Here is an 18,266-nt window from a genome sequence, read left to right on the forward strand (position 1 = left end):
TGATTTGTTTGAATATTTTAACCTGAACCAATGGACAAGAACTAAAAAGGAAAGCCTACCTGCAAGCTTCAAGATTAAAAAACGAGGGGCTTGATAACGAAGTCATTTATGCGCGTCTTGAAAAGCAAGGCGTACCTGCTGATTTGATAGAACAAGTACTAAAGAATTTAACTGTTCAAAACATAATTGATGTTAATGCAGCACAGAAACCATTCTTTAATTTGGCATTATTGAAAATAGCAATTGGTGTTCTTTTAGCTATCGTTTCAATGGTTATTTTACCAGGGCAAGTTATTTTACCTGTTGGCTTAATTGCCGGCGGGATTATTACAGCGGTGATAAAAAGACCAAGGTAAAAATCTGCGAAAGAGCTTGCGGAGGCACAAGTCAGCCTCCACGATATCCCCCTGTTCAAGACTTGCGCCAAAAAAGGGCTATAGCCATTAAGCTTTTCAGGAGTAATACGCATTTGTAAGATACTATGGCATTCAAATACCAACGCTGTCGCTCGGCTCCAGCCGAGTGACGATTATCCCCAGGCCTCTGGCCTGCGCGCTTAAATGGCTTAGCAATTCGGCGGCGAGACGCCGCTTAATAGTGGTCACTCGGCTGGAGCCGAGCGACGGCAGCAATTATATATGTTATTACGTAATTGGAGAGGGGCTCAATCTCGCCACAAACATGGTATCCGCCTTACGCTCGTAACCTTTTAATACCGCTTTCTCTTCCAGCTTTAAACCAAGCTCGTGTACCAGGTAGTCAACCACATCTTCGTTCTCGCCTTTAAAGGCAGAGCAGGTGATGTAGATGAGCGGTTTGCCGGGCTTGAGGTATTTTACTACGTTTTGGGCGATGCTTTTCTGAAGCTTTTGGAAAAACTCTATTTTATGATTATCAAACTGGGCTATCATTTCAGGAGTACGTCCCCAGGTGCCTGAGCCGCTGCAGGGCGCATCAAGAATGATCCCGTCAAAGGCATAATCATGCATCACCGAATCAATATTTTGGGTAAGGTCGAGGGCTTTTTTCTGATATTTGGTTAAGCCTGCCAATTGAAAACGCTCATCGAGGTTGGCCAGTATGGATTCGCGGATATCGGATACTACCAGTTTAATATTAGGCTCATCCTCATGCAGCAATAACGATTTACCGCCCGACGCCGCGCATGCATCCCACCAGCTATCCCAGCGCTGAGGCTTAAAATAATTCCCTGTTTGCTGCGATGAATAGTCCTGAACCTCAAACCAGTGTTGTTTGGGAAATATGGTTTCAAGACGTGTGCCGTTAGGCAGCGAATAACAGCCGTTGCCCTCATCCTTAAAAACAACCTCCGCTTTGGATAGTTCGGCTTTTACCAAATGATCATAACCGTTGCGCACACGGATAAACAGATCGGGCTGGCAAAAGAAAGACTTCAGAAAAGCTCCCTTATCAATCCCTTCCGAAAGCTGACTGCTCCAGGGAAAAACATCCTCCAGTTTAAAATCGGGGTAGGTGGTTTTTACGAGTGCGAGTTTATCATCATCATTAAAACCAACACATACAGCCCACTCGGGTTTGAAGTGTTGCAGGTAGGAGTTAGTTTGGGTATTGCATAAAAATTCGGCAACCAGCAGTCGCTCATCTTCAGGTAGATTTGGCAGTGCCCTGCCCAGGCGAAAATAATTGTATACCAGCCGATTGGCCACCCGCCTGTCGGTTGAACCCATTTGTTTGTTTTGCCGGTAAAAGCCGGGTAAAAATTTACTTAGTGGCGTATCGGCAGGGTATTCACCCAAAATTCGCTGAAACGTTTTAAGCTGATTTATGGCCTTCATTCTACCTGTTTTAGCTCAAAGTTAGTGTACATTAATATTTTTACATGGGTGTTGATCCAGCCCAACCCCGGCTTTTTTATAAAGTGAAAGCTGTTATGCAAGCCGGTAAAATCAGTTTCATTAATTGAAGCTAAGCCTTTGTCGGCAAAAAGCTGCCTGCCAAAGTATAGCCCTTCATCAAAACCCTTAATGGCGTATTCGGTCGGTTCAACGTGATAAGCACGCCTATAGTTACGTAAAAATGTTGTTGTAGCCCCGGCTTTGTAATTTATTTTTTCGGTAGAGGTGATATGCGTGTTCAGGCGTTGTAAAAGTTGCGGTTTCAGGAAGCTGAACTTCTCCCAGCTCGGGTGCCCAAACACCATAACCGGGTAATGTTTGTTCAATGTATCTAACGACCGGAGGGTTACACCTAAAAATGCCTGATCGGTAGCAGGGATCACAAATACATTTTTTTCTGTTTTAGAAAGCTGCGGAAGCAGGCTGCCGAGTTTTCCGCGTATCACATACACATTGGTAACTTTTACCTTCTTTTTGCTTAAACTGTCAATAGCCTTTTTAAAGTTAATAGCGTAATCACTTTCCTGGTTAAAGCCCGAACGCAGAATGAAGATTTTTTTAGGCTTAACCGTTCTGTTAATGTATTCGGCAGCGCCCCAGGCATGGTATTCCAGCGGCGGGATAACAGTAATTAAATTTTTGCTGTTGATGGTTGTTGGATTAGCCGGAGACAAAGGGGATAAAATTGGTCCCTTTGAGTACGATAACGCACCGGAAAATGCCTTTATACCATCCGGAAAAACAGGGCCTACTATCAAATCGCTTGAACGGACGAACGAGTTTAAAGCCAGGTCATGTGCCTGCATGGCTTCGTCTCTCGAGTCAAAGATCTGTAGCTTATAGCTATTTCCGTAAGCAGTAAGCGAATCAAGGGCGAGTTTAAATCCCTGGTAATATTCAACAGCGATATTAGCCTGGCTCAATTGTATAGGGCTATATTTTTGAGCCGGATTTAAATGTTCAAGATTCAAAGGCAGGATCATGGCTATATTAGCCACCTTTTGTTCCGAAGCCTTTTCTGATGGTTTTTCGGTAGTATTGCCGGTTTTTTTTTCGGTATCAGTCGGTTTTTTTACAGTAGTTGCTACCGGCCGCGTTTTGGGTGAACACGCGGCCAGCAGCAAGGCTATGCAAAAAAACGGTACCCACTTATTCCCACTCAATAGTGGCCGGTGGTTTTGAACTGATATCATATACTACCCGGTTAATTCCTTTTACGTTGTTGATGATCTCGTTGCTGATCTTAGCCAGCAAATCGTACGGTAAATGGCACCAGTCTGCGGTCATCCCGTCAACCGATTCAACGGCACGGAGGCAGATCACGTTTTCGTAAGTACGCTCATCGCCCATTACGCCTACCGACTGTACCGGTAAAAATATAGCGCCGGCTTGCCAAACTTTATCGTAAACCCCGGCAGCACGTAAATTGTTTATATAAATTGCATCAGCTTCCTGTAGTATCGCTACTTTTTCAGGTGTAATGTCTCCCAAAATCCTGATAGCCAGGCCCGGGCCCGGGAAAGGGTGGCGACCTAAAATATTAGGATCGATACCTAAAGCTTTACCAACTTTCCTTACCTCATCTTTAAACAAAGTGTTAAGCGGCTCAACAACTTTAAGTTTCATAAAGTCGGGCAAACCACCTACGTTGTGGTGCGATTTGATGGTAGCTGAAGGGCCTTTAACTGATACTGATTCGATAACGTCGGGATAAATAGTGCCCTGGCCAAGCCATTTCACATCCTGTACCTCATGCGCGGCATCATCAAATACTTCGATGAACACCCGGCCGATAGCCTTACGTTTCTTTTCAGGATCGGTTAAGCCGGCAAGCGCGTCATAAAAACGTTGTTTGGCATCGATGCCTTTTATGTTTAAGCCCATATGCTGGTATGAATCAAGCACCTGCTCAAACTCATCCTTGCGCAAAAGCCCGTTATCAACAAAGATACAATGCAGGTTTTTGCCGATGGCGTGGTGCAGCAATACCGCGGCAACCGACGAATCAACGCCTCCTGATAAGCCAAGTACTACTTTATCATCGCCCAGTTTTTCGCGAAGAGCGGCAACGGTGGTCTCGATGAACGAATCGGGGGTCCAATCCTGTTTGCAACCGCAGATGTCAACCAAAAAGTTTTGCAGCAACTGCTTGCCATCAATGCTATGGGTAACTTCCGGGTGAAACTGGATGCCGTAAGTTTGGGTACCGGTAACCTGGTAAGCGGCAACTTTAACGCTATCGGTACTGGCAATTACCTCAAAGTTATCGCCAATGGTAGCAATGGTATCGCCGTGCGACATCCATACCTGTGATCCACCGGGAACATCCTTAAATAATGGGTTCTCCTTTTTGATATATTCCAGATTGGCGCGACCGTATTCGCGTGTACTTGAAGGCAACACTTCGCCGCCGTGGAAGTGGGCAACATACTGTGCACCGTAGCAAACACCTAAAATAGGGCGTGTGGTATGAAATTTTTCAAATTCGAAATGAGGAGCATCTTCCTGCCTTACAGAATAAGGGCTGCCGGAAAGGATGATACCTTTTACAGTGCTGTCAATTTCGGGATAATGATTGAAGGGGTGGATCTCACAATAAATATTGAGCTCCCTGACACGGCGCGCTATAAGTTGGGTGAATTGCGAACCAAAGTCAAGAATGAGGATTTTTTCTTGCATGGGCAAAGATAGGATTTTGACCGCTGATTTATAGTGATTTTTTTGATTTCGTTGATTACGCTGATTTTTTCAACTTGCGCTCATCTGTGATAAGTGCTTAATATGGTTTCGTATTTGTAATACGATTCGCGATGCAATCGCTAAGCCACGTTAAGCGCTCGTTGCAAACCAGCGCAAGTAGATTGAACAGCGGACCTGAATGGCGTATACATCAGGGTCCTCTGCGAGAGACCCTGATGGGACGTTAAGTAGATACCTAATTTTTATAGGCTGAACTTATTCTGAAAATTCTGATTCAGACATTCCGGTTCAGACCTTCTGATAATTCAACATCCAGTTAATCCCAAACTTATCCGTAAGCTCTGCGAAGTAGGCGCCAAAGAACATATCGCTCAAGGGCATAGTGACTACACCTCCGGCCGAAAGTTCATTAAACAAGCGCTCGGTTTCTTCACGGCTTTCGGGTTCAACGTTGATGTGCATATTATTGCCGGTCTGCAGTTTAAAGCCCATACTCTCCGGCGCGTCGGTAGCCATCAGTACGTGGCCTCCCATAATGGTAAGTTCGCCGTGGATGATCAATTTTTTATCAGCTTCGTTCATCCTGACCTCAGTAGGCAACTCTATATCGCTGAACCGCGTAAGTTTTTTGCCGGTAAACTCACCCTTAAAAACCTCTTTGTAAAAGGTTAAAGCCTCTTCAGTGTTTCCGGGGAAGTTTAAATAAGTGGTAACCCTTGCCGCGTTGCCTGGTTTCAGATCTTTCCTGATCCTGAAAGCTGTGCTCAGGTAATGATCAAGGTTGCTTAAGCCGGCAGTAAAGCCTTCCTGGAAGCCCATACCAACAATGGTTTGCATATCTTCCACTTTATCAAAATAGATATCGATGTTAACGGTAGTATGCTCACCCTCGCCGGTAAAGTTCTTCTCCCAGTTCATAACAGGGAAATTGGTATTGGTTACAGCATTTTCATCACAAAAGGAAACAGCATTGGCAATTTTTTGCGGAACTACAATGGTTTTATACTCTTCCTTACACCATGTTGGATGTTCAGTATGCTCCGGGCCAACCATCTGGTACAGCCAGTAGCCGCCTTCCCTAAAATCCTGCGTTTTGGTTTCGGTACGATAGGGATGAGGTGCCCACCATTGGTCAAGGATCTCACTTTCGGTCCATGCCTGCCATACTAAATTGAGTGGCGCGTCAAAGGTTCGTACCACATTTAACTTTTTGTTTTGAAGGTCTTTGGTAAATACGGCTTCGTTGTTTGTCATGACTGTTTGTTTTTTAGGTTTTGTAATACGTTATCTAACTGGCTAAAACGGGTTTCCCACAGGGCGCGGAACTGATCCATCCAAACATCCACTTCTTTCATTTTTTGAGCGTTAAAATGATAATAAATTTCGCGGCCTGTTTGTTTTTGATTAACCAGTTGACATTCGCTCAGGATTTGAATATGCTTGGATACAGCCTGCCTGCTGCTTTGAAAATGTTCGGCAATGGCATTGGGTGTCATAGCCTGCAAAGCAAGCAAACTAATAATGGCCCGTCGGGTAGGATCGGCAATGGCCTGAAATACATCTCTTCTCATAAAACCTTTTTGCAACCGTTCGATTGCAAATATAAATGCAATTAATCGGTTGCGGAAATTTATTCAAAAAAATATTTTAAAACTCGTATTTCAAGCAAACGAAGAAATAGGACGTTAATAAAAGGGAAGTAAGTGGCTTATTCTTCATCCGTAAAATGAGCTTTCCGTTTTTCTTTGGCAAACTTATCTGCATTGTAATTTTCAGATTGGCCCCTTGGGATAGATAATGAATGCCAGTTTTCATTGCAAAGCATCTTACCTAAAAAAACGATCTGGCCAACATGATAGGGGTAATGGGCCAACTGTCGGTTAATGGCTTCCATAACCGTATGGCCCTGGTTGCGGATATAGATGATCTTATCGAGATCTTCAGCGGTTAGTTTATCAAGCGTATCAAAAAGGCATTGCCATCCCTGTTCCCAGGTTTCGGTAATTGTTTGGCGGGCAGGGGTAGAAGGAGTAAATTCAGCTTCGCGGTTACGGGTGGGTTTTTCGCCGTCAGTAGTAAAAATATCAGTCCATCGGGAAATCATATTGCCTGCCATGTGGTTCACAATCATGGCAACGCTATTTGATTCGGGATTGTATTGCCAATATAATTGTTCGTCGGTAAGTTGTTCAAACGTTTTTTCGCCGAGGGATTTGTAATAAGCAAACTGCTTTTTTACGCTGGTTAGATAGTCGTTTTCCATAAGTTAAAGTTACAGCTGAAAGCAGAATGCAAAAAGCATAAAACAATAAATTGATTGTTGGTTGGTGTGAATTAATTGATAAAGCTTATACTAACAAACCGGATGCCTAACCTCTAACCTCTAACCACTGCTTTTTAACCTCTAATCGCTACTTCCGTAATTCCCTGATCTCGGTTCTTAACTCCTGCAATTGTTGCTTGGTTTGTCGGTTTTCAAGGTAAAAATATATCGCGAAGCCTAAAAAGATCTTCCCTATCACAAACACCGCTACAAAGATCCAACGCCACGATTTATGCAGGCGCATATGGTTCGATTCCGATTCAATCGGGATGAACTGATCTTCGGGAGGTTTTTTTTTATGCTTATTATCATCCCCATCTGAAGTGCGGAATTTAATTGGTTGCGCCGGATTTCCCTGATGGATAAGGCCGTCTATCTCATCTTCTATCTGTTCCCACATATGCTGAGGAGGTGAAATAGCCATTTCACCCGCAAGTTTTTTCATGTCTGTTTCCAGCTGCTTCAGGGCTTCATCCACTTCCGGATGCTTGGCCTTCATATACATCAGCTCGTTTACTTCCTCGTCGGTAGCTGCGCCCATTACAAAAACTTCAAGGATGCCGCTGTCAATGTATTTTTTCATCGTACCTCCCGTTCCTGATAATGGTAAAGCATTCTTTTAATATTTTCCTTATTTCTTCTTCTGTTTTGTTCAGTTCTTTTGCAGTATGCGATGTTGTTTTGCATTGATAATAAATACCGCAAAAAACCTGTTGCTGTAATGGCGTCATCAGGGCAATAGGTTTATTATTTAACCATGGCATATTTTGCCCTGCTTTTTTGCCGGTATCATTATCAGGTGTTTCAAAAAAATCAACCATTTTTTGGCGTGCCATTATTTGCAGGCGACAAAACACGTTTACACCCGTTTTTGAAAGCTCTTCTATTTCGTTAGGTACATTGTTAAAAACAGCAATAAGATACTGTTCAGCTATCAACTGGTTTTGCACCACCTCAAAAATATAGCCCAAAAGCGTTGCAGCATAGTTGTCATACAGGTTTCGTATAGCCGCCGCCCTGCTCTGGCTCAGGGGGGCAGGCGTTTGTAGCTGCGGCTTCAAATCAGGAGTCAATTAAAGAATAGTGTAAGTTCAGTATTCAATCAAATATATAAAAATTATATTTTAAGTTAATGAATGAATTTGTGCAGGAGTGTGCAGAGTGATGGGTTCTACGCGATCAAACACTGGCGTATTATTTGTGTTATAAATATTATTGATGGCGACTATCGGGCTACAACATGCATGAATTTATGGCGCTTAATAGTGAAAATTTGCTATTAAATGCTTTGTATGAGTTTTAGCATTAGTTTATAATTGTTCACACAATTTTTTTAATATGCCAAGTGTTACATTCCAGTAAAAATTAACATGCTTGTAAATTATTTCGTCCGGAAAATTATTTAAGGTTAATATAACCATTGTCTTATCTTCAACAGGGGTTAATACAAAACGGACTTCTGTGTAATTTTCAGGTATATCGGGCAGGTTTGAAAGCGAACTCCAATAATTATATTGAAAAACCTTTTCGGGGTCGAATTGCCGGATAGTGCCCTTGTTTTCAAAACTTATCCAGTGCAGATCCCCCCGGAAAATTATTGGACTTCCAACCTGCCAGTCGGATATCACATCAATTGCTGAATCAGACATCCATAGTTTAATTAATGCCGGATTTGTCATGGCATCCCACACCTTTGAAACAGGGGCAATAATATTAACCGTTTTATTTATTTCTGTTTCATATGATGAACTGTCTGTCATGTTTCCCTGGTAGTTGATTAGGAGCTGAGGTGAAAATAAAATTTAAAAATGGGAAAGACCAGCGTTAACCGATTATATGACCGTAATTGAACATGATATGTGCAGATTCAGGCAGTTGGAGCGAACGGGTTTTTGCTTAAGATATTGGTTTTTAATTATTTAAAACAATGGCACGATATGCGTGTATACTAAAAATACAGGTTGAGATTTAACCTGGTTTAGTTGATCGATATCAATGAGATGTTGTCGAGATTGCGTTCCGGGGTGAGATACGGGACGCATTTTTTTGAGAGGATTATCAAACAAAGTAATTGTCGAAACGAGGAACGAGTGAGAAATCTTATACGCCTGATAAACTTTGAAAGGCCGCTTAGCAAAGTGTATAAGATTTCTCTTTCGCCCCGGTACCTATGCCCACCCCGGCTCTATCGAAACGACATTTTTTATAGAAGGTAATCTGCGAACAGTAGTCACTCAAAAAGGGAATAGAAATAAGTTTTTAAGTAATTACTATTTCCCCTTCAAACTATCAGCTTTTGCTTTTTCTTTCTTCTTGAAAAAACCTCTCAGAAAAAAGTTATGTTGAACGGCTTCCAGATCATCATTTAATTTAATAGATGCTGCCTGGAGGTTGTTAATCGCCGATTGTGTTTGCACTGCCGCTTTAGGATCGTTCAATAGTACGCCCAGGGCATTATCGGTAGTGTTAAGCTTGTTACTTGCCCTGGTAAGGTTGCTGGTAAGCGTAGAAGCATTGGCTGCAGTTTGCTGCAGTTGGCCTACCGCCTGTTTGATTTGGGCAAAGGTAGCTGTATCGGTAAGCATTTTATCGGCAAGGCCGCCTTTGGTGTTCATTTTACGGCTAAACTGGTCAAGCTGTACCGCCATTAAAGCCGCGCTTTGAGTGGTGGCTTGCAGGTTGCGCATGGCGCCTCGCAGTTGGATAGCCATAGTGCTATCGGCCAGCAGGGCGCCAACTGTGCCTTTGCCCTGCAATATGTTATGACTTAATAATTTAAAATCATTGGTAATGGCCAACAGGTTTTGGTTATTATCCTGCAGGGTTTTAAGCATGTCATCGGTCGAGAGCATTTTTTCGGATTGCAGTATGTCGCCATTTTCAATTACCGGTGCCTGCGCGCTGCCGCCTTCTATCACAATAATTTTATTACCTATCAAACCGTCCGATCCTATCTTGGCCATCGCATTGCGGCGGATGTATTGCTGGGTGGCCTGGTCTACATTCATATATACCTCCACCTTTGACGGGCCAATGAACTTGATATTGCTGATGGTGCCAACCTTAACGCCCGAAAACCAAACCGCGTTGCCTTTCTTTAAGCCGGCAACATCGGTAAATACCGAGCTTAGATTTATATTTTTAACAAAAGCCTTTTGCTGGCCGCCCAGGGTAAATACACCCAATATAAACAATATGAGCCCAAGTGCCAGGAATATGCCTACTATGATCGATTTTCTTTTTTCTGCTGGATCCATGATAATGGTATATCTTATCTAATTGTTGTTATTCAATAAAGTTGTAATCGTAAAATGGTTTCACCCGGCTATCGGTGGTGTTAAACACCTCGTCGAAAGTGCCGGTGCGCTGAAACTGCCCGTCTAAGAGCATGGCTATCCTGTCGCCGGTTTGCTTGGCGCAGGTCAGATCATGTGTTATGATGATGGATGATGTATTGTAACGCTGCTGCACCTCGTTAATCAGGTCATTGATTTCGATACAGGTGATAGGGTCGAGGCCGGCGGTGGGTTCATCATACAGCATAACCTCAGGGTTCAGGATCAGTGTGCGTGCAATGCCGATACGCTTACGCTGCCCGCCCGAAAGCTCAGACGGCATCTGGTTAATGGTTTGCGAAAGTCCAACCGCGTCAAGTACCGTTTCAACCGCGGTGTTGATCTCCCCGCGGGTAAGGTTACGTTTGTTACGCACCAACGGGAACTCCAGGTTTTTACGCACGGTCATACTATCGTATAAAGCACTGTTCTGAAACGAAAAGCCTATACGGATGCGTAATTTCTGTAAGTCATCTTCGGTAATATGAGCGATATCCTGGCCAAATACTTTTACCATGCCCTCATCGGGCTTAAGCAGGCCCGATATGATCTTGATCAATACCGACTTACCTGTACCTGAGCGGCCAAGCACCACAAGGTTTTCGCCCTGGTAAAGGTCAAGGTCGATACCGCGGAGCACGGCATAATCCTGGAAAGCTTTTTTTAAGCCCCTGATGCTGATAACCGGGTTATTATGATCTGCCTGTACTGCTGCCTTTTTCATATCTCCATAAATTAGCGGAACCAGCCGGTTATCTGTACAATAATAACTTCTTCAATAAACACCAGGAACATGGCGGTAATTACCGCGCCGTTTGCCGCTTTACCTACGCCTTCTGTTCCTTTGTTTGAATTGTAGCCCTGGTAACAGCCTACAATGCCAATAGTAAAGCCAAATACAATTGATTTTATAAGCGATGCCACAAAATCGGTAAAGGTTAATGGCTCAAAAACTTCCTGTATAAAAGTTGTCCAGGTGGTGCCTTCGTTCATGGTTACATTTAAATACCCGCCAAATAAAGCCACAAAGCCTGTATAGGTTGATAAAATTGGAATAGTAAGCGTGGTAGCCAGTACGCGGGTACATACCAGGTATTTAAATGGTTTGGTGCCGGATACTTCCATGGCGTCTATCTGCTCGGTAACGCGCATCGATCCCAATTCAGCCCCTATACTTGAGCCTACTTTTCCGGATGCTATAAGTGCGGTAACCAATGGCGCCAACGCACGCATAATGGCTATGGATACCAGCGAGGGCAACCACGATTCGGCGCCAAATTGTGATAATGAAGGCCTTGATTGCTTGGTAAATATCACCCCTACAATAAAACCCGTAACCGATATCAGGGTAAATGAACGTACGCCTACTTCATAACACTGGCGTATAACTTCCTTAAGTTCAAAAGGCGGTACAAAAGCTTCTTTAAAAAAGCGGATGATAAACTGGTTTATGCGATAAAGCGTTAAAAAAAAGTCGCTCAGGCTTTGTTTAAGCTTCACGAATCTTTTGTTTGTATGCCTGGTTATGCTTTGCGTATTGTCCATTAAAAATGTACTTGTATATGCGTACGGTTACTCTACAAAACCCGCAGGTGTTTGTTTGCCGTACTGCGTTTTATTTCATTAAGATACTTAGGCAACTTTTTAAATCGTTTTAAAAATAGTTTGTTTAATTTGGTAAAATGACATAAAAGTATTAGGTGCCGATGCTTTATTTTGAGCGTTTACAGTAGCAATTTAAACGTTTTTGGTAATTTAAAACTAAATAATGAAAAAAAAGTATTATATCTTGCCCGTGCATTAAATGTACATTTGATAATAAATCAATTATAAAATGCTGTAGCAAAAGGCCGGCCAAAATCTCTGCCGGCAAATTATCAATACAGTATTAATGACAGATTAAATTACGGCTAAATAAACCTTTGACCGTTTGGGTTAAATGTTTAAACCAATTTGTCTGCAAACCTAAAAGTTAAAATTTATATAGCGCAGTACAGTCCCTAAAATATTAGTTAATGAAGTGTAAAATTTTGATAAGTTGCCTTATATTATACTGTATTGCCGGGCATTTTAAAACGCGCTGCCAAATTCATGTGAGTTTTCACGGCTTGATATTAACAGCAGGTTATCAGATACTGGGGCGAACTTTGATTTTGCCATATAAATAACGTTAAACCCTACAGGCACATTTTAATTGGTTACAGTGCTGTAAGGGGGCATAATACGCAATGAGGTAACGAAAATTAATAATTAATTGTTTAATTGACATTTTGAAAGTATAAAAGTGTTAAATTAGTATCATTAATTAGTAAACTTATTTTTTGGGATTTTATGACTACAAGTAATGTAATGCGGGAGATAACTCCACTAACGCCAAGTGATTGTTTTACTATTTTTTCGAGGGTAAAAAAGAAATTTGACTTTCCGCTTCATTATCATGACGAATACGAGCTTAATTTAATTATCAACGCCAAGGGAGCCAAAAGAGTGGTAGGTGGCCATATTGAGGTTATTGAAGAAGTAGAGCTTGCGCTGATAGGCCCAAACTTATACCATGCCTGGTTTACGCACCAATGTCAAAGCGAAGATATAACCGAGGTTACAATTCAGTTTCATAAGGATCTGTTTGATGAAAAATTTTTGAAACGTAACCAGTTAAGTTTTGTAAAAAGCATGCTGGAGCGCTCGCAAAGGGGGATCTCTTTCTCATCGGAAACCATTTACGCGCTTAAGGACAGGATTCTGCAGCTGGATAAAAAAAGCGGTTTTGACTCTGTATTGGAGCTTCTGTCCATTCTTCATGACCTGTCAATTTCCCGCAATATGAAAATGCTGTCGGATCCAAGCTTTACAAACGAGAAGTTTTACTACAACAGCCGCCGCATTGAAAAAGTGTTTGAGCACATGAATATTAACTATAACAAGCAAATCACCCTTGCCGAAGTAGCTAAAATTGCCAATATGCCCGAAGCTTCATTTAGCAGGTTTATTAAAAAGCGCACGGGCAAAACCTTTATTGACAGTTTGAACGAGATCAGGCTTGGGCATGCTTCCAGGATGCTTATTGACTCCACGACCACCGTGGCCGAAATTGCCTATAAATGCGGCTTTAACAATATCTCCAATTTCAACAGGATCTTTAAACGTAAAAAAATGTGTATCCCCAAAGAATTCAGGGAAACCTATACCGGAAACCGCGTATTTATTTAACTGGTATTTATTTGGCTTTGTGGCTGGTTAAAAATGTATCAGCCTATCGATAAAGTTAAATATAAGGTTAAAAAAGTATTATAAAGTTGCTGATAATAAATTCATTTTTGAGTAATGACAGTTACGATCAGAATTTAAGAATTTTCAGAATGCTTGAACGCCACCGTATCAGCCTTTATGTACCGGATTATTTTAATTCTGTTAATTCAAAAATTCTGTAAATTCTGATTCAGACAAGATGAAGTTACACTTACTTGATGTTGCCATTATAGTTTTATACCTGCTGAGCACCATTTTTATTGGTTTATGGTACCGTAAAAAGGCCCGCGAAAATAAGGAAAGCTATATGCTGGGCGGTAAATCTTTACCCTGGTATAAACTGGGTTTAAGCGATGCCTCCGATATGTTCGACATCAGCGGCACCATGTGGATGGTAAGCCTCTGCTTTGTTTATGGCATGAAAAGCATCTGGATCCCCTGGTTGTGGCCGGTATTTAACCAGGTGTTTTTAATGATGTACCTGTCGCGCTGGCTGCGCCGCTCAAACGCGGCAACAGGTGCCGAGTGGCTGGCAACGCGCTTCGGTAAAACCGGGCCGGGGGTAACAGGGTCAAATGTGGTAGTTATCGCTTTCGCGCTGTTAAGCTGTTTTGGCTTCCTGGCTTATGGGTTTATTGGTTTGGGCAAGTTCATTGAAATATTTATCCCCTGGGATTTGGTTAAAGCTTATGTGCCTTTCAGCGTGGCGCCTCAGTATGTACCGCATATGTACGGGATCATATTTACGTTGTTTGCTATGTTTTACTCTATCATAGGCGGTATGCACAGTATTGTACTGGGCGATATGATCAAGTATGGCATCATGACGGTAGCCTGCGTATGGATCAGTTTCATAGCTGCAGGCAAACTCAGCGGCAACCACCTCAATGTGCCCGATGGCTGGTATAGCCCTTTTTTTGGTAAAAATCTGGGTCTCAGCTGGACGGGGATCATCAACGAGGTAAATAATAAGATCAAAGAAGATGGTTATTCGCTGTTCGGCCTGTTTTTTATGATGATGACTTTTAAAGGCTTCTTCGCGGCAGTGGCCGGGCCTGCACCTAATTATGATATGCAAAAGATCCTCTCCACCCGCTCGCCCGAAGAGGCCAGCAAAATGAGCGGCTTTGTAAATATCATCCTGCTGCCTATCCGTTATTCGCTCATTGTGAGTTTAACTATACTGGGCGTACTTTTTTATCATCAAATGGATTTGAAAGATGCCAAAGGAGCTATTGATTTTGAACGCATCCTGCCGGCCGTGATCAATAATTTTTTGCCGGTTGGTTTGGTTGGTTTGTTGCTGGCTGGTTTGCTTGGGGCTTTTATGAGCACCTTTAGCGGTACCATGAACGCGGCGCAGGCTTATATTGTGAATGATATTTACCTCAAATACATCAACCCAAAGGCATCTACCAAAAAAATCATCACCGCCAATTACCTGGTAGGCGTTTTTGTGGTAGCGGTAGGCGTGATACTGGGCTTTTTTGTAAAGGATGTTAATAGTGTGCTGCAATGGATAGTATCGGCACTTTATGGCGGTTATATAGCCAGTAACGTACTTAAATGGCATTGGTGGCGCTTTAATGCCAACGGCTTTTTTTACGGGATGCTTTCGGGGATTTTGTCAGCCATGATATTCTCGCTCATTATCCCTTCGGTCCAACTGTTGTACTGGTTCCCGGTGCTGTTTGCCATCTCGCTGGGAGGCTCGGTTATCGGCTCGTACGCTACGGCGCCAACGGATATGATCGTGTTGCGGTCGTTTTATACAACTGTAAGGCCATGGGGCTTTTGGGGCCCTGTTAAGGCTTTGGTAATGGAGAAAGATCCATCATTTGTACCCAACAAAAACTTTAAGCTTAACATGTTCAACGTGGTTGTGGGCACTATTACACAATGCTGCCTTACCATATTGCCCATGTACCTGATACTGGCACAAAAAACATCGCTTGTAGTTACCGTAGCTATGCTGGTGGTCACCATCGCCATACTGAAAAAAACCTGGTGGAATAAATTAAAAGACTATTGATAAAAACTATATGACGCAGGAATTTAACCAAAGGCTCGTTCAACTACAGGCCGAACAAGCGCAATTGATTAACCGGCAAAATCAGGTTGAGGAAACAGGCAACGGTATTTTTTGCCGGTTTAAATATCCTGTGCTTACTGCCGCCCATACCCCGCTTGAGTGGCGGTATGATCTTGATGCTAAAACCAACCCTCATTTAATGGAACGTTTTGGTATTAACGCCGTTTTTAATGCCGGCGCTATAAAGTTTAACGGCAAATACCTGATGGTAGCAAGGGTTGAAGGCGCCGACCGTAAATCATTTTTCGCGGTAGCCGAAAGTGCTGATGGGATCAATGGTTTTAAATTTTGGGATTACCCGGTTGAGCTGCCGCAAACCGATGAACCCGATACCAATGTGTACGATATGCGCCTTACCCGCCATGAAGATGGCTGGATCTACGGTCTGTTTTGTACCGAGCGCCGTGACCCCGAAGCCCCTTCATATGATCAGTCGATGGCGATAGCGGCCTGCGGTATCGCGCGTACCAGGGACCTGGTAAAATGGGAGCGCCTGCCCGATCTGAAAACCAACTCGCCCCAGCAGCGCAACGTGGTATTACATCCCGAGTTTGTTAATGGTAAGTATGCCTTGTATACCCGTCCGCAGGATGGTTTTATCAGCGCGGGGACCGGCGGTGGAATAGGTTTTGGCTTGTGCGATACTATGGAGAACGCCGTTGTTGACCATGAAACTATCATTCACAATAAAAGCTACCATACCGTTTACGAAGCCAAGAATGGCCAGGGCCCGGCGCCAATCAAAACGGAAAAAGGCTGGCTGCACCTGGCGCATGGCGTACGCAATACAGCTGCTGGTTTACGTTATGTGTTGTACATGTTTATGACCGACCTTTATGACCTTACTAAAGTACTTTACCAACCGGCAGGTTATTTTTTAGCCCCGGTTGGTGAGGAGCGTATCGGCGATGTATCAAATGTAGTGTTCTGTAATGGCTGGATAGCTGATGATAACGGATCGGTTTATGTTTATTATGCGTCCTCAGATACCCGCATGCATGTAGCCACTACTACAATTGATAAACTGATTGACTATGCCATGAACACACCGGCCGATGGTTTGCGTTCGGCCTCATCGGTACAGGCAGTGTATAATATTATCGATAAAAATAAAGGTTTAAGTCTGTTACAGGGAGCCGGTGCCTGAACGGGGATTTATAAGTGCCTGAAGGTAAAGAACACACCCCTGCTTCTACACCGTCCAACGCGCCTCTCAAGAGGGGAGTTAAAGATGGCTGTAAAATAATCTTTTTAAGCAGGGGCGGTGCGATTCCCCTCTCGAGAGGGGTGGAGGGGTGTGTTCTCTTCAAGCGACGAAAGACTTCAATGCTAAGCCGAACTAATTACAAAACATCTAACCAAACACCACTCAATAGCTCGTTAGAAGCTGCTATGGAGAAGATATGCCTATACTATGATCAATAACATGTCCATGCCGATAACCAATATTTCAAATCATCAGCTTGCTATCTTCAGCACTGAGCTAACAGGTGAGCTGAAAAATATCCTCAATTATTGGCTCAATCATACTGTAGATGATGTAAACGGTGGTTTTTGGGGCAAGATCAACAATGATAACCAGGTTACTCCCGGTGCCCCCAAAGGTTCGGTCTTAAACGCGCGCATCCTGTGGAGTTTCTCCGCTGCTTATAATCAAAATCCTGATGAAGCTTATTTACAGGCAGCTAAGCGGGCCTACGATTATATCAAAGCTCATTTTGTTGATGATGAATTTGGCGGCGTGTATTGGTCGGTTGATTATAAAGGCAATATGCCGGATACTAAAAAACAGGTATATGCCAATGCCTTTACCATTTACGCGCTGAGTGAATATTATATAGCTTCGAAATCGGAAAGGGTAAAGCAGAAAGCCATCGGCCTCTATCATCTTTTGATCAATAAAAGTTACGACAAGGATAAAACGGGTTATCTGGAAGCTTTCACGCGCGATTGGCAGCCGCTCGGCGATCTTAGGCTAAGCGCTAAGGATGCCAACGAGAAAAAGACCATGAACACCCATCTGCACGTACTGGAAGCTTATACCAACCTGTACCGCATCTGGCCCGATGACGGACTTAAGCGGCAGATTGAAACCCTGATCAGTAACTTTTTAGAGCATTTTATTGATGCTGAAACCGGGCACCTCGTACTGTTTTTTGATGAAGACTGGAACCGCCGGTCGGAAACCATATCGTATGGGCACGATATTGAAGCCACATGGCTTTTACTGGAGGCCGCCGAAGTTATCGGCAATCAGGAAATGATTACAAAGGTCAGCAGCATTTGTATGGCGATAGCAGAAGCAACTGTACAAGGTTTAGATGTTGATGGTGGCTTATGGTATGAATATGAACCGGCAGATGATCATCTCATCAAAGAAAAACACTGGTGGGTACAGGCCGAAGCTATGGTAGGTTTTTACAACGCCTGGCAGATTAGCGGTAATGATAAATACTTTAATTTGGTCCTTAAAAACTGGGCTTTTATAAAAGATAAAATACTGGATAAACAGCATGGTGAATGGGTTTGGGGCGTTGGGGCCGATGGCAGTACTATGCCTGGCGAGGACAAAGCAGGGCTTTGGAAATGCCCCTATCATAACAGCCGTGCATGCATTGAAATTATCAGGCGTATAGGCCCGATAAATGAGCGATAAAGCAAGGCTTCAAATGGTTTAACTTAGCGGCAGT

17 protein-coding genes are annotated in these 18,266 nt (G+C 43.1%); 5 read left to right on the top strand and 12 right to left on the bottom strand.

Going from position 1 to position 18,266, the window contains the following annotated elements; genetic code table 11:
* The first annotated feature begins 143 nt into the window (after positions 1-143).
* Positions 144-356, top strand: a complete 213-nt coding sequence (locus MusilaSJ_RS22305) for a hypothetical protein (protein WP_274986993.1) — start codon at positions 144-146, stop codon at positions 354-356.
* A gap of 288 nt (positions 357-644) precedes the next feature.
* On the opposite strand, the gene MusilaSJ_RS22310 is transcribed toward MusilaSJ_RS22305, so the two are convergent.
* From MusilaSJ_RS22310 to MusilaSJ_RS22365, 12 genes are all read right to left on the bottom strand, one after another.
* Positions 645-1,817, bottom strand: coding sequence for an RsmB/NOP family class I SAM-dependent RNA methyltransferase (locus tag MusilaSJ_RS22310; protein ID WP_274986994.1), 1,173 nt, complete (start codon positions 1,815-1,817; stop codon positions 645-647).
* Complete coding sequence (locus MusilaSJ_RS22315; RefSeq protein ID WP_274986995.1) at positions 1,814-3,070, bottom strand: ABC transporter substrate-binding protein; 1,257 nt, start codon at positions 3,068-3,070, stop codon at positions 1,814-1,816. The genes MusilaSJ_RS22310 and MusilaSJ_RS22315 overlap by 4 nt, the downstream gene beginning before the upstream one ends.
* Positions 3,027-4,556: a glutamine-hydrolyzing GMP synthase gene (gene guaA, locus MusilaSJ_RS22320; protein WP_091166967.1), complete on the bottom strand. Its 1,530-nt coding sequence runs from the start codon at positions 4,554-4,556 to the stop codon at positions 3,027-3,029. Before guaA ends, MusilaSJ_RS22315 begins: the two co-directional genes overlap by 44 nt.
* Positions 4,557-4,865: 309 nt before the next feature.
* Positions 4,866-5,831: an SRPBCC domain-containing protein gene (locus MusilaSJ_RS22325; protein ID WP_274986996.1), complete on the bottom strand. Its 966-nt coding sequence runs from the start codon at positions 5,829-5,831 to the stop codon at positions 4,866-4,868.
* Entirely contained in the window at positions 5,828-6,148 is a 321-nt protein-coding gene (locus MusilaSJ_RS22330) for an ArsR/SmtB family transcription factor (RefSeq protein ID WP_090528388.1), read from the bottom strand. Before MusilaSJ_RS22330 ends, MusilaSJ_RS22325 begins: the two co-directional genes overlap by 4 nt.
* 137 nt (positions 6,149-6,285) lie before the next feature.
* A complete protein-coding gene (locus MusilaSJ_RS22335; protein WP_274986997.1) occupies positions 6,286-6,840 on the bottom strand; it encodes a DUF1572 family protein in 555 nt (184 codons plus the stop codon).
* Positions 6,841-6,988: 148 nt separating this feature from the next.
* A complete protein-coding gene (locus MusilaSJ_RS22340; RefSeq protein WP_274986998.1) occupies positions 6,989-7,483 on the bottom strand; it encodes a hypothetical protein in 495 nt (164 codons plus the stop codon).
* Positions 7,467-7,961 carry a sigma factor-like helix-turn-helix DNA-binding protein gene (locus MusilaSJ_RS22345; protein ID WP_274986999.1) on the bottom strand — a complete coding sequence of 165 codons (495 nt, stop codon included), beginning with the start codon at positions 7,959-7,961 and terminating at the stop codon, positions 7,467-7,469. The genes MusilaSJ_RS22340 and MusilaSJ_RS22345 overlap by 17 nt, the downstream gene beginning before the upstream one ends.
* Before the next feature lie 249 nt (positions 7,962-8,210).
* A complete protein-coding gene (locus tag MusilaSJ_RS22350) occupies positions 8,211-8,660 on the bottom strand; it encodes an SRPBCC family protein (RefSeq protein ID WP_274987000.1) in 450 nt (149 codons plus the stop codon).
* A gap of 510 nt (positions 8,661-9,170) precedes the next feature.
* A complete protein-coding gene (locus MusilaSJ_RS22355; RefSeq protein ID WP_274987001.1) occupies positions 9,171-10,157 on the bottom strand; it encodes an MlaD family protein in 987 nt (328 codons plus the stop codon).
* A gap of 28 nt (positions 10,158-10,185) precedes the next feature.
* Positions 10,186-10,959 (bottom strand): ABC transporter ATP-binding protein, encoded by a 774-nt coding sequence (locus MusilaSJ_RS22360; RefSeq protein ID WP_274987002.1) that lies wholly within the window; start codon positions 10,957-10,959, stop codon positions 10,186-10,188.
* Positions 10,960-10,970: 11 nt separating this feature from the next.
* Positions 10,971-11,780, bottom strand: coding sequence for an MlaE family ABC transporter permease (locus tag MusilaSJ_RS22365; RefSeq protein ID WP_091166786.1), 810 nt, complete (start codon positions 11,778-11,780; stop codon positions 10,971-10,973).
* A gap of 786 nt (positions 11,781-12,566) precedes the next feature.
* Here MusilaSJ_RS22365 and MusilaSJ_RS22370 point away from each other — a divergent pair.
* The 4 genes from MusilaSJ_RS22370 (at position 12,567) to MusilaSJ_RS22385 (ending at position 18,232) form a co-directional block, all read left to right on the top strand.
* Positions 12,567-13,445 carry an AraC family transcriptional regulator gene (locus tag MusilaSJ_RS22370; protein WP_274987003.1) on the top strand — a complete coding sequence of 293 codons (879 nt, stop codon included), beginning with the start codon at positions 12,567-12,569 and terminating at the stop codon, positions 13,443-13,445.
* A gap of 238 nt (positions 13,446-13,683) precedes the next feature.
* On the top strand, positions 13,684-15,516 hold the full coding sequence (locus MusilaSJ_RS22375; protein ID WP_274987004.1) for a sodium:solute symporter family protein: 1,833 nt from the start codon (positions 13,684-13,686) through the stop codon (positions 15,514-15,516).
* Between the two features lie 10 nt (positions 15,517-15,526).
* On the top strand, positions 15,527-16,723 hold the full coding sequence (locus tag MusilaSJ_RS22380) for a glycoside hydrolase family 130 protein (RefSeq protein WP_274987005.1): 1,197 nt from the start codon (positions 15,527-15,529) through the stop codon (positions 16,721-16,723).
* Between the two features lie 267 nt (positions 16,724-16,990).
* Entirely contained in the window at positions 16,991-18,232 is a 1,242-nt protein-coding gene (locus tag MusilaSJ_RS22385) for an AGE family epimerase/isomerase (RefSeq protein WP_274987006.1), read from the top strand.
* Positions 18,233-18,266: the final 34 nt, after the last annotated feature.

Origin of the sequence: Mucilaginibacter sp. SJ (genome assembly GCF_028993635.1) — a bacterium.
In the GTDB taxonomy this organism is placed as follows: domain Bacteria; phylum Bacteroidota; class Bacteroidia; order Sphingobacteriales; family Sphingobacteriaceae; genus Mucilaginibacter.